Raw genomic sequence first — 12,774 nt, 5'->3', positions numbered from 1 at the left:
GGCGACCCCCTGCCGCTGTCGCTGTTCACCGCCCCGCGCGTGGACTATTCGCTGCACCGCCTGCGCCACTACACCGGCACGGCGCCCGAGTGGTTCCAGAACTTCGTGCTGTTCACCAACTACCAGTTCTACATCGACGAGTTCGTGCGCCTGGGCCGCGCCGAGATGGACCGGCCCGACAGCGAATACACCGCCTTCATCGAGCCGGGCAACGTGGTGACGCGCCATGCCGGACTGCCGCCCGAGGCCGGCGACGAGCTGGGCGTGGCGCCGCCGCGCCTGCCGCAGATGCCCGCCTACCACCTGGTGCGCGCCGACCGCAGCGGCATCACCATGGTCAACATCGGCGTCGGCCCGGCCAACGCCAAGACCATCACCGACCACATCGCCGTGCTGCGCCCGCACGCCTGGATGATGCTGGGCCACTGCGCGGGCCTGCGCAACAGCCAGCAGCTGGGCGACTACGTGCTGGCGCACGCCTACGTGCGCGAGGATCATGTGCTGGACGAGGAGCTGCCGGTGTGGGTGCCGATCCCGGCGCTGGCCGAGATCCAGGTGGCGCTGCAGCAGGCGGTGGCCGAGGTCACGCAGATGCCCGGCGACCAGTTGAAGCGCATCATGCGCACCGGCACCGTGGCCAGCACCGACAACCGCAACTGGGAGCTGCTGCCCGACAACCTGCCGCAGCGGCGCTTCAGCCAGAGCCGGGCGATCGCGCTGGACATGGAGAGCGCCACCATCGCCGCCAACGGCTTTCGCTTCCGCGTGCCCTACGGGACGCTCTTGTGCGTGTCCGACAAGCCGTTGCACGGCGAGATCAAGCTGCCCGGCATGGCCAACCACTTCTATCGCGAGCGCGTCGACCAACACCTGCGCATCGGCATGCGCGCCATCGACATCCTGCGCGCCGGCGGCGTGCACCGGCTGCACAGCCGCAAGCTGCGCAGCTTTGCCGAGGTGGCGTTCCAGTAAAGGCCGCGGGGCCGGGGGGCGCCGCTCCCGCGCTCAGCCCCGCAGCAGCGCCGCCGCCTCGCGCGCCGCCACGCGGCCTTCGTCGGTCGGCACCACCCAGACCTCGATCCGGCTGTCGGGCGCGTGGATGGCGCACGCTCCTTCCACCTGGCGGTTGCGCGCCGCATCGATCCGCAGCCCCATCCAGCCCAGCTGCGCGCAGGCTTCCTCGCGCAGCTGGGCGTCGTTCTCGCCGATGCCGCCGCTGAAGGCCAGCAGGTCCAGCCCCTGCAGGCAGGCCGTGAGCGCCCCGGTCTCGCGCACCACGCGGTGCGTGAACTGGGCGATGGCGCGGCGCGCGTCGCCATGGCCAGCCGCCGCCTCGGCGCGCAGGCGCCGCATGTCGGCGGAGATGCCCGAGACGCCCAGCAGGCCCGATTGCCTGTAGAGCAGCGCCTCGATGCGCGCGTGCGTCCAGCCTTGTTCGAGCAGGTAGAGCAGCACGCCCGGATCGAGCGCGCCGCTGCGCGTGCCCATCATCAGGCCGTCGAGCGCGGAAAAGCCCATGGTGGTCGCCACGCTGGTGCCGCCGTGCGCCGCGCACAGGCTCGCGCCGTTGCCCAGGTGCGCCATGACCACGCGGCCATTGCCGCGGATGGTGCGCTCCTGCAGCACGCCCATGATGTACTGGTAGGACAGGCCGTGGAAACCGTAGCGGCGCACGCCCTGCTCGCTCAGCGCGCGCGGCAGCGCAAAAGCGCGGTCCACCTCGGGCATGTGGGCGTGGAAGGCGGTGTCGAAGCAGGCGATCTGCGGCAGCCCCGGGAAGGCCGCGCGAAAGCGCCGGATGCCCTCCAGGTTGTGCGGCTGGTGCAGCGGCGCGAGCGAGTTGAAGCGCGCCAGCCGCGCGAGCACCGCATCGTCCACGCGCACGCTCGCCGTGAATTCGCCCCCGCCGTGCACCACGCGGTGCGCCACGGCAGCGATCTCCGGCGCATCGGCCCATTCGCCGAGCAGCGCACGCAGGGCGTCGAGCGCCGCCCCGAAGGGCGAGGCGCCGGCCGGCACCTGCAGCGCACGCTGGTGCTTCTCGCCCCGGTGCTGCCAGCCCATGGCGGGCGCGCCGCCGGGCTCCAGCCCCTGGATGTTGCCCGACAGCAGGTGCGGCTGCACCTGGCCGTCCGTGAGCGGGTGCAGCGAGAATTTCAGCGAGGACGAGCCGGCATTGACTGCAAGAATGGCCATGGCGCGCCTCAACCCTGCTTCCAGGCGTTGTCCGCCTGCTTCCTGCGCTCGTGGTGCGCCGCCAGCACCGCCAGCACGGTGGAGGCCACGCGCACCATCGGCCCGTCGGCACGGCTGGTCAGGGCGATCGGCACGCGCGCCCCCAGCACCAGCCCCGAGCCGCTGGCGCCCGCCAGGTATTCCAGCTGCTTGGCGATCATGTTGCCGCTCTCCAGGTCCGGGACGGCCAGGATGTCGGCCTGCCCCGCCACCTCGGAGGCGATGCCCTTGATGCGCACGGCGTCCATGGAGATCGCGTTGTCGAAGGCCAGCGGGCCGTCCAGCAGGCCGCCCTGGATCTGGCCGCGGTCGGCCATCTTGCACAGGGCGGCGGCGTCCAGCGTCGAGGGGATGCTGGCGGTGACGGTCTCCACCGCCGACAGGATGGCCACGCGCGGCTGCCCGGTGCCCAGGATCTGCGCGAACTCGATGGCGTTCTGGATGATGTCCGCCTTCTCGGCCAGGGTCGGGCGGATGTTGATGGCCGCGTCCGTGATGATCAAGGGCTTCGGGTAGAGCGGCACGTCGAAGCGGAACACGTGCGACAGGCGCCGGCCGGTGCGCAGCAGCGGCTGCGCCAGGATGGCCTTGAGCAGCTCGTCCGTGTGCAGGCTACCCTTCATGAGCAGGTCCACCTCGCGCCGCGCCGCCAGGTCGGCCGCCATCTCGGCGGCCGCGTGGCTGTGCTCCACGCCGATGATGGCCGCGCCGTGCAGGCTGATGCCCGCCTCCTCGGCCACGCGCCGGATGCGCCCCTCGGGGCCGATCAGCACCGGCTGGATCAGGCCGTGGCTGGCGGCGTCCATGGCGCCGGCCAGCGAGCCCGCATCCACCGGATGCACCACCGCGCAGCGCATCACCGGCACGCCCTGGACCTTGTCCAGCAGGGCCTGGAAGCGCGCCTCCGGATCGAACAGCTGGATCTGCGGGGCGTTGATGCGCGGCACGCGCACCTTGGTGACGGGCGGCATGAGGTTCGCCACGCCCTTGAGCACCACCTCGCCGTGCTGGTTGGTCACCAGGCAGTCCATCTTGACGCGCTTCTTCTCGTCGTTCTTCTCGCTCACCGTGGCCAGCACCGTGAGCGTGTCGCCGATGCGCACCGGGCGGGTGAACTTCAGCTCCTGGCCCAGGTAGATGGTGCCGGGGCCGGGGAACTGGGTGCCGAACAGCGCCGAGATCAGCGCCGCGCCCAGCATGCCGTGGGCGATCACGCCGTTGAACATGGTGGCGTCGGCGTACTGCGCGTTCAGGTGCGCCGGGTTGATGTCGCCCGAGACGGCGGCGAAGGCCTGGATGTCGGCCAGCGTCACGGTGCGCAGCAGGCGGGCGCTCTGGCCCACGCTGAGCTCGTCGTAGGTGACGTTCTCCATCCACATGGGCTCGTTGGTGTTGTTGGTGTTCATGGGGCAGGGTCCTTCGGGAAAACGATCAATCCATGGCGTGGACGCCGCCGTCCACGTAGATGGTCTGGCCGGTCATGCCGCTGGCCGCCTCCATGCACAGGAAGGCGCTCAGCTGGGCGATCTCGTCGAGGGTGACCAGGCGCTGCAGCGGCGCCTTGGCCTGGGCCGTGGCCATGAGCGTATCGAAGTTGGCGATGCCCGAGCCGGCGCGCGTCAGGATCGGGCCGGGCGAGACGGCGTGCACGCGGATGTTCTTCGGGCCCAGTTCCATCGCCATGTAGCGCACCATGGATTCCAGCGCCGCCTTCACCGGCCCCATCAGGCCGTAGTTGGGCACGGCCTCGCCCGAGCCCAGGTAGGTCATGGACAGCATGCTGCCGCCGGCGTGCATGTGCGGCACGCACAGGCGCGCCAGCTCGGCAAAGCTGTGGCAGGAGATGGCCATGGCGCGGCCGAAGCCCTCGCGCGAGCTGTCCACCACGTGGCCGTGCAGGTCCGACAGCGGCGCCCAGGCAATCGAGTGGATGACGAAGTCGAGCCGGCCGAACTTGTTGGCGGCGTGCTGCACGATGGCGTCGAGCTCGCCCGGAGCCTCCACGTCGCAGTGGACCAGGTCGATGCCCAGGGGCGCGGTGTGCGGCTCGACAAAGCGGCGCGCCTTGTCGTTCAGGCACGAGGCGACGACCTCGGCGCCCAGCTGGCGCGCCAGGCGCGCGCAGCCGAAGGCGATGCTGCTGTCGTTGGCAATGCCGAGGATCAGGCCTTTCTTGCCGGCCAGGCTGAAGAGGGAGGATGTCATGGGGAAATCAGCAAACAGGTTGGACGGCGGGTACGCCCCGCGCAGAAAGGAGGTTCAGGCGTCGATGCCCTCGAACAGCGGCCGCAGGTTCAGGCCCGGCGCCCCGGCATCGAAGCCCCTGGCGAGCAGGCGATCGTTGGCGACCAGGAGGATGTCGCGCGCCGCCGGGGCGCCCACCTGCACGCTGGCGGCCATGCGCGCCACCACCGTGTAGCGCATGACCAGCAGGCCGCGCAGCTCCTCGCGCATGCGCATCTGGCGCGTGCCCCGCTGCTCCTGGCAGTCGGCGTCGCACTCCAGCGCTGTCTGGATGTCGGCGGGCGTGCGCAATGGCAGGTCCAGCGCGCGCCCGAGGAAGGCGATGCGCGCGGCCACGGCTTCCATGTGCGCGACCATGCGGTCCAGGCGCAGGGCGAGCGCCTCGCTGTGGCGGTTCGCGGCTTCAGTCGGCATAGCGCGTCAGCACATAGGTGCCGGGAGCATCGCACAGCGCCTGGGCGGCCGGAATCGGCTGGGCGGCAATCGGCTTGCCCGAGCGCTCGCGGATCCAGGACTGCATCGCCTCCCACCACGAGCCGGGCACCACCGGCGTCTGGGCCTTCCACTCGTCGGGATCGATCCAGCCGCTGTTGTCCTCGACGCTTGCCACCTGGTAGCTGCGCCGCGGCCGGCCCGGCTCGCTGACGATGCCGGCGTTGTGCCCGCCTTCGGCCAGCACGAAGGTCACGTGGGTGTCGGTCTGCAGGTGGATCTTGTAGACCGACTTCCAGGGCGAGACGTGGTCGCGCGTGGTGGCGACCACCATCATCGGCACGTGGATGTCCATCAAGGCCACGGTGGAGCCGGCGAAACGGTATTGGCCCGAGGCCAGGGCGTTGTTCAGGAACAGCGCCGTGAGGTATTCCGAGTGCATGCGCGCGGGCAGGCGCGTGGTGTCGGCGTTCCAGCTCATCAGGTCGAAGCTGGCGTCGTCCTCGCCCAGCAGGTAGCGGCGCGTGTTGCGCGACCACACCAGGCTGCGCGAGGCGAGAAACTGGAACGAGCCGCCCATCTGCCTGCCCGACAGGTAGCCGCGCTCGTGCATGGCCTGGCGCAGCGTCGCCAGCTGCGCCTCGTCGATGAACACGCCCAGCTCGCCCGGCTCGGAAAAGTCCGTCTGCGCCGCCAGCAGGATCACGGAAGCCAGCTCGGGCATGTCGTCCGGGACCAGCGCTTTCTCCTTGGCCGTGCGCTGGCCCTTTCTGCGCCGCGCGATGCGGCCCAGGGCGGCGGCGGCGATCGCAAGGAAGGTGCCGCCCAGGCAGTAACCCATGGTGTGCAGGCGCTCGGCGCCACTGCTGGCCTTGGCCGCGGCCATGGCGGCGAGCACGCCGGTGCTGAGGTAGTCCTGCATCTTCAGGTCGCGGTCCTCGGCATCCGGGTTGCGCCAGGAGATGATGAACACCGTGTGGCCCTGGCCCACCAGGTACTTGACCATGGAGTTGTGCGGCGACAGGTCCAGGATGTAGTACTTCATAATGCACGAGGGCACGATCAGCACCGGCTCCGGGTGCACCTTGTCGGTGCTCGGGCTGTAGCGGATCAGCTCGATCAGGTGGTTGCGGAACACCACCTTGCCGGGCGTTGCGGCCACGTCGCGCCCGACGGCGTACTCCAGCGGCTCGAGCGCCTCGCCGGGCGTCTCGGGGCGTGCGCCGAGCTGCTCGCGCAGGTCCTTGAGGTAGAGTTGCCAGCCTTCCTGCAAGGAGCGCCCGCGCGTCTGGCGCGCCGTGTGCAGCACTTCCGGGTTGGTGAAGGCCCAGTTCGAGGGCGACACCGCATCGAGCGCCTGGCCGGTGAAGAAGCGGACCATGTGCTGGTGGTGGCGCGACACGCCCTCCTCCTGCTGCGCGGCCTCGCGCCACCAGGCATCCAGCGCCTTGTGGCCTTCCTTCAAGGCATTGAAGGGCCATTGCTTCCAGCCTTCGTGGGCGAAGCGGGCGTCCGTGTCGGTGGGGGCATCCGGGGCCGCCGCAACGCCGAGGTTGCGCCACGCCTGCAGCGACAGCTCCACGGCGCGCTGCGCCAGCACCGCCTGGCGGCCGGGCGAGGCCATGAGGTGCAGCGCCCAGTCGGCGTGCGCCAGCCCGAGGGCCACCGGCGACAGACCGCCGAACAGGCGCGCCAGCTGCGTTTGGGTGGAAGCGTCCAGCGCCCGCGCCGCCTGGCGCTGCGCCTCGCGGGGCGTGATCGACTCGATGGGAGAAGGCATGAATTCGAAGAAACGTAACAATTACAACTTGGTGTAATTCTCTCCGCCCTGGCTTCGCCCCCGCTTGACCTTCGTCAAGCGCCTCCCAGTTCCTGTTGCGCCGCAACATGCCCGGCAAAGCGGCCCCGCCCGGCCCTCCGCTCCCCAGGCGGCAGGCTCAGGCCGACTGGCGCAGCAGCGCCGCCGCCCGCTCGGCGATCATCACCGTCGGCGCATTGGTGTTGCCGCTGACGATGCGCGGCATGATGGACGCGTCCACCACGCGCAGGCCCTGCACGCCGTGCACGCGCAGCTCGGCATCGACCACGTCCTGCGGACCCGGGCCCATCCGGCAGGAGCCCACCGGGTGGTAGATGGTGTCGGCGTGCTGGCGCACGAACTGCGCCACCTGTTCGTCGGTCACGGCCTCGGCAGAGGACGGCAGCTCGCGCGCGCCATGCCGCGCCAGCGTCGGCTGCGCCAGGATCTCGCGCATCAGGTGCACGCCCCGCACCATGCGCGCCAGGTCGTCCTCCTCGGCCAGGAAGGCCGGGTCCACCAGCGGCGGCGCCAGCGGGTCGGCGCTGGCCAGGCGCACGCTGCCGCGGCTCTGCGGCTGCAGCAAGCAGACGTGGCAGGAGTAGCCATGGCCCCAGCTGGCGGTGCGCCCATGGTTGATCAGCTTGCCGATCACGAAGTGCAGCTGCAGGTCGGGCACCTCCAGCTCCGGCCGGCTGCGCAGGAAGGCGCCGCCCTCGGCGAAATTGGTGGTCAGCAGGCCGGTGCGCCGGCGGCGCCACTGCTGCAGCGCCGCGAGCAGGCCCCAGGCGCCGCGCAGCGACACGCCGAACAGGTCGGTGAGCTGTGGCGCGTCATGCACCAGCACCACGTCCGGGTGGTCGTGCAATCCCTCGCCCACGCCCGGCAGCTCGTGCAGCACCGGGATGCCGTGGCGCTGCAGCTGCGCGCCCGGGCCGATGCCTGAGAGCAGCAGCAGCTGCGGCGACAGCAGCGCGCCGGCGCTCAGCAGCACCTCGCGCGTGGCGCGCGCCGTGTGGCGCTGGCCGCCCTGCAGGTATTCCACGCCCACCGCGCGGCGCCCCTCGCCGAACAGGATGCGCGTCGCCTGCGCGCCGGTCACCACGTGCAGGTTGGGCCGCCCCAGGTGCGGCGTCAGGTAGGCCTTGGCGACGCTCAGGCGCTCGCCGCCGCGCTGCGTGACCTGGTAGAGCCCCACGCCCTCCAGGCGCTCGCCGTTGAAGTCGGGGTTGCGTGCGTGGCCCGCCTGCACGCCGGCCTCGACGAAGTCGCGGCTGAGGCGGTGCGGCGAGCGCAGGTCGGCCACGCCCAGCGGGCCGCCGATGCCGTGCCAGGGGTCCGGGCCGCGCTCGTTGTCCTCGGCGCCCAGGAACCAGGGCAGCACATCGCGCCAGCCCCAACCCGGATTGCCCTCGGCCTCCCAGTGGTCGTAGTCGCTCGGGTGGCCGCGCGCATAGATCATGGCATTGACCGAGCTCGAGCCCCCCAGCACCTTGCCGCGCGGCTGGTAGCCACGCCGCCCGCCCAGGCCGGGTTGCGGCACGGTCTCGAGGCGCCAGTTGTGCGAGCCCAGCGCCGCCATGGCGGCCAGCCCGCCCGGGCAATGGATCAGCACGCTCGCATCCGGCCCGCCCGCCTCCAGCAGGCAGACGCTTGTGCGCGGGTCCTCGCTCAGCCGGCTGGCGAGCACGCAGCCGGCCGAGCCGCCGCCGATCACGATGTAGTCGTACATGCCTGTCTGTCTCCTCGGTTGCCGCCCCGCGTGGGCGCGTGGTCGTACGATCGGGGGTGGTGCGCGGCGTCCGGCTTGGGCTGTCGCCGCTTGTTTCTTTTGCAAAGGATGGTTTATATGACGATTTCAACCGTGGGCATCATCGGCGCCGGAACCATGGGCAACGGCATTGCGCAGGCCTGCGCGGTGGTGGGCATCGACGTGGTGATGGTGGACGTCTCGGACGCGGCGGTGCAGCGCGGCCTGGCGACGGTGTCGGGCAGCCTGGACCGCCTGATCAAGCGCGAGAAGATCAGCACCGCCGACAAGGACGCGGCGCTCGCGCGCATCCAGGGCTCGACCAGCTACGACGACCTGAAGCGCGCGCAGATCGTGATCGAGGCCGCAACCGAAAACTACGAGCTCAAGCTGAAGATCCTCAAGCAGGTCGACGAGCTGGTCGGCCCCGAGGTCCTCATCGCCTCCAACACCTCGTCGATCTCGATCACCAAGCTGGCGGCCGCCACGTCGCGCGCCGACCGGTTCATCGGCATGCATTTCTTCAACCCCGTGCCGATGATGGCGCTGGTGGAGATCATTCGCGGCCTGCAGACTTCCGACGCCACGCACGACGCGGTGAAGCAGCTCTCCGAGCGCCTGGGCAAGTCGCCCATCACCGTGAAGAACGCCCCCGGCTTCGTGGTCAACCGCATCCTGGTGCCCATGATCAACGAGGCCTTCTTCGTGCTGGCCGAAGGGCTGGCCACGCCCGAGGACATCGACGCCGGCATGAAGCTGGGCTGCAACCAGCCCATCGGTCCGCTGGCGCTGGCCGACATGATCGGCCTGGACGTGTGCCTGGCGGTGATGGAGGTGTATTTGACCGAGTTCGGCGACAGCAAGTACCGCCCCTGCCCGCTGCTCAAGGAGTACGTGGCCGCCGGCCGCCTGGGCCGCAAGAGCGGGCGCGGCGTCTACAGCTACTGAGCCTGCCACGACAGCGCCGCCCGCCGCGCCCATGAAGCTCGCCCTGCTGGCGGATGTGCACGCCAACCTGCCGGCCTTCGAGGCCTGCCTGGCGCACGCCCGGGCCGAGGGGGCGGACCAGGTGGCGCTGCTGGGCGATCTGGTGGGCTACGGCGCCGAGCCCGGGCCGGTGCTCGAACGCGCCATGGCGCTGGCGGCGCAGGGCGCGCCGTGCGTGCGCGGCAACCACGAGGAAGCCACGCTGCACCCGCCCGCGCAGGCCGGCAACCTGGGCGAGCAGAGCGCGCAGTGGACGGCGCCGCGCCTGAGCCCGGCGCAGCGCGACTTCCTCGCCGCGCTGCCGCTCACGGCGCGCGCCGGCCCGCAGGTGCTGCTGGTGCACGCCAGCGCCGACGCGCCCGGGCGCTGGCACTACGTCACGGACGGCAACGCCGCCGAGCGCAGCATGGCGGCGGCCAGCCAGATCGACCCGGCGATCCGCTACGTCTTCAGCGGCCACGTGCACGAGCAGGCGCTGTACTTCCTCACGCCCACGGCCAAGCTGATGCGCTTTGCGCCCCGGCCCGGTGTGCCGGTGCCGGTGCCGCCGCACCGCCAGTGGCTGGCCATCGTCGGTTCCTGCGGCCAGCCGCGCGATGGCGACGTGCGCGCCATGTACGCCCTGTTCGACGCCGCGGCCGCGACCCTCACCTTCCACCGCGTGGCCTACGACCACCTGGCCGCGGCCGCCGCGGTGCGCGCCTCGGGACTGCCGGAATTCTTCGCCGAGCGGCTGGAAAAGGGCCGATGACGCCACGGGCCCGCGCGGTCTTGGCCGACAGCGGCTCCGCGCGCTGGCCCCCACCATCGGCCCATGCCTCGCCGCAGCCCTGCCTTGCCTGTCCCGCCGGACCCGGCCGCCCCGCCCGACCCTGCAAGCCGCGCCCCGCGCGGCGCCACCCGCGACCTGACGCGCGGCCCGATCGCCCCCACCCTGTTGCGCTTCGCCCTGCCGATCCTGGCGGGCAACGTGCTGCAGTCGCTCAACGGCTCGGTCAACGCCTTCTGGGTCGGCGGCCACCTGGGCGAGGCGGCGCTCACGGCCACGGCGAATGCCAACAACATCCTGTTCCTGCTGATCGGCGCGGTCTTCGGCATCGGCATGGCGGCCACCATCCTGGTGGCGCAGGCCGTGGGCGCGCACGACCTGCGCCAGGCGCGCTGCGTCATGGGCACGAGCGCCACCTTCTTCGGCGCGGCGGCGCTGCTGATCTCGGCGGTGGGCATGCCGCTGTCGCGCCACATCCTGGCGGCCATGGGCACGCCCGCCGAGGCGCTGCCGCTGGCGGAGAGCTACCTGCGCATGCTGTTCCTGGCGATCCCCTTCCTGTACCTGTTCACCTTCGTCTCGGCCGTGCTGCGCGGCGCGGGCGATGCGCGCACGCCTTTCCTGTTCCTGGTGCTGGCGGTGGCGCTGGACGTGGTGCTCAACCCGGTGCTGATCTTCGGCGCGGGGCCGGTGCCGGCCCTGGGCATTGCCGGCTCGGGCCTGGCCACCGGGGTGTCCAACGCCATGGCCTTGGCCGCGCTGCTCGCCTGGCTGCGCTGGCGGCGCCATCCGCTGTGGATCGGCCGCGGCGACTGGCGGCTGTTCGCGCCGCGCTGGGACATCGTGCGCGCGCTCCTGGCCAAGGGGCTGCCCATGGGGGCGCAGATGGTGCTGATCTCGGTGTCCATGCTGATGATGCTCGGCCTGGTGAACGCCCACGGCGTGGCCACCGCCTCGGCCTATGGCGCGGCGCTGCAGCTGTGGACCTACGTGCAGATGCCCGCCATGGCGATCGGCGCGGCCTGCTCGTCGATGGCGGCGCAGAACGTGGGCGCGGGGCTGTGGCCGCGCGTGGAGGCGATCGCGCGCCACGGCGTGCTGTTCAACTTCGTGCTCACCGGCACGCTGATCGGCGCCGTGCTGGCGCTGCAGCGCGAGGTGCTGGGGCTGTTCCTGCCCGCCGGCAGCGAGGCCATCGCCATCGCCCGGCACCTGAACGCGATCGCGCTGTGGTCCTTCCTGTTCTTCGGCGTGAGCTTCGTGCTCACGGGCGTGGTGCGCGCCACCGGGGCGGTGCTGGCGCCGCTGGCCATCCTGGCGGTGGCCATGTGGGGCATCCGCGTGCCGCTGGCCTGGGGCCTGCAGGACGCGCTGGGGGTAGACGCCATCTGGTGGAGCTTTCCGGCCAGCGCCATCGCTGCCATGCTGATGACGCTCGCCTACTACCGCTTCGGCCGCTGGCGCCGCGCGCGCATCCTGCCGCCCGAGGAAGAACGGACGCTGGCCACGCCGGCCGAGGTCGGCGGCCTGCCGCCGGCGCCGGTGTGCGCCACCGCGGGCGACGTGGCCATCGAGGACGAAGCGCTGCCCGTGCCGGCCTGAGCCTGCCGCCCGGAACCAAACGCCGCGCGTGCCATCCTACCGGGCAATCATGTTGGCCCGCCTGCTCCTGCGACTGCACCTGGTCGCCCTCCTCGTCGCAGCCGCTGCTGCCCCATCCGCACCCGCGTTCGCGCAATTCCAGCTCCGGCTCTCGGGAGGGGGGGCCAGTGCCGACGCCAGCACGGTCACCACCCCGCACGTGCGGGCGCAGCTGGTGGCGCACGCGCCCGAGGGCGTGGGCCCGGGGCGGCCGCTGCAGTTCGGCCTGCTGCTCGAGCACCAGCCCGACTGGCACACCTACTGGAAGAACCCCGGCGACTCGGGCCTGCCGACCCAGCTCGACTGGCAGCTGCCCGCGGGCCTGGACGCCGGCGAGATCGCCTGGCCCGTGCCGCGCAAGTTCCCGCTCGGCACGCTGGCCAACTACGGCTACGACGGGCGCGTGCTGTTGCCGGTACCGGTGCAGGTGTCCGAGGCCTGGCGGCCCGAGCCGCTGGCGCGCGAGCTGGAGGTGGGGCTGCACGCCTCCTGGCTGGTGTGCCGCCAGGAATGCATCCCGGAGGAGGGCCGCTTCACGCTGCGCCTGCCCATCGAGGGCAGCACGGCGACCCACGCGCAGGAATTCACCGCCGCGGCGGCCGCGGCCCCGACGTCGCTGGCCGCCCTGGAGGGCAGCGACGCCCGCGTCGAGGCCGATGCCCTGGTGCTGCGCGTGGCAGGCCTGCCGGCCGCCTGGCAGGGGCGCGAGCTGGGCGTCTTTCCCGAGACACCGGCGCTGGTCCAGACCGCGGCCACGCCCGAGCAGCAATGGCAGGCGGGTGTATGGAGCGCGCGCGTGCCGCTCTCGCCCGATCGCAGTGAAAGCCCCGAGCCTCTGCCTCTGGTGCTCACGGCCGATGGCGGGGGCGTGCGCGTGGAGCTGCCCGTGCCCGGCGGCTGGCCGGCAGTGGCGCCGCC

Annotated in this window: 11 protein-coding genes; 5 read left to right on the top strand and 6 right to left on the bottom strand. The window is 71.7% G+C overall.

Going from position 1 to position 12,774, the window contains the following annotated elements:
• Positions 1-972 (top strand): AMP nucleosidase (locus tag A612_RS10645; protein WP_019374471.1); only part of this gene is annotated, 972 nt, incomplete at its 5' end.
• 33 nt (positions 973-1,005) lie between these two features.
• Here the strand turns inward: A612_RS10645 and A612_RS10640 are convergent.
• The 6 genes from A612_RS10640 to A612_RS10615 form a co-directional block, all read right to left on the bottom strand.
• Complete coding sequence (locus A612_RS10640) at positions 1,006-2,196, bottom strand: acetate/propionate family kinase (protein WP_019374470.1); 1,191 nt, start codon at positions 2,194-2,196, stop codon at positions 1,006-1,008.
• 8 nt (positions 2,197-2,204) lie between these two features.
• Positions 2,205-3,641 (bottom strand): bifunctional enoyl-CoA hydratase/phosphate acetyltransferase, encoded by a 1,437-nt coding sequence (locus A612_RS10635; RefSeq protein WP_019374469.1) that lies wholly within the window; start codon positions 3,639-3,641, stop codon positions 2,205-2,207.
• 25 nt (positions 3,642-3,666) lie between these two features.
• Entirely contained in the window at positions 3,667-4,440 is a 774-nt protein-coding gene (gene fabI, locus A612_RS10630; protein ID WP_019374468.1) for an enoyl-ACP reductase FabI, read from the bottom strand.
• A gap of 54 nt (positions 4,441-4,494) precedes the next feature.
• Positions 4,495-4,893, bottom strand: a complete 399-nt coding sequence (locus tag A612_RS10625) for a hypothetical protein (RefSeq protein WP_019374467.1) — start codon at positions 4,891-4,893, stop codon at positions 4,495-4,497.
• A complete protein-coding gene (locus A612_RS10620; protein ID WP_040436616.1) occupies positions 4,883-6,691 on the bottom strand; it encodes a PHA/PHB synthase family protein in 1,809 nt (602 codons plus the stop codon). The genes A612_RS10625 and A612_RS10620 overlap by 11 nt, the downstream gene beginning before the upstream one ends.
• 157 nt (positions 6,692-6,848) lie before the next feature.
• A complete protein-coding gene (locus A612_RS10615; RefSeq protein WP_019374465.1) occupies positions 6,849-8,441 on the bottom strand; it encodes a GMC family oxidoreductase in 1,593 nt (530 codons plus the stop codon).
• 117 nt (positions 8,442-8,558) lie between these two features.
• On the opposite strand from A612_RS10615, the gene A612_RS10610 reads away from it, so the two are divergent.
• The 4 genes from A612_RS10610 to A612_RS10595 all read left to right on the top strand — a co-directional run.
• Positions 8,559-9,407: a 3-hydroxybutyryl-CoA dehydrogenase gene (locus A612_RS10610; protein ID WP_019374464.1), complete on the top strand. Its 849-nt coding sequence runs from the start codon at positions 8,559-8,561 to the stop codon at positions 9,405-9,407.
• A gap of 31 nt (positions 9,408-9,438) precedes the next feature.
• A complete protein-coding gene (locus A612_RS10605) occupies positions 9,439-10,197 on the top strand; it encodes a metallophosphoesterase family protein (protein WP_019374463.1) in 759 nt (252 codons plus the stop codon).
• Positions 10,198-10,260: 63 nt separating this feature from the next.
• Complete coding sequence (locus tag A612_RS10600; RefSeq protein WP_040436615.1) at positions 10,261-11,817, top strand: MATE family efflux transporter; 1,557 nt, start codon at positions 10,261-10,263, stop codon at positions 11,815-11,817.
• A gap of 49 nt (positions 11,818-11,866) precedes the next feature.
• Positions 11,867-12,774, top strand: a 908-nt coding sequence (locus tag A612_RS10595) for a protein-disulfide reductase DsbD domain-containing protein (protein ID WP_019374461.1), incomplete at its 3' end; no start/stop codon positions are given.

This window comes from Melaminivora alkalimesophila (assembly GCF_000282995.1).
Classification (GTDB): domain Bacteria; phylum Pseudomonadota; class Gammaproteobacteria; order Burkholderiales; family Burkholderiaceae_C; genus Melaminivora; species Melaminivora alkalimesophila.
This window is presented reverse-complemented; position numbering and strand designations above follow the sequence as displayed.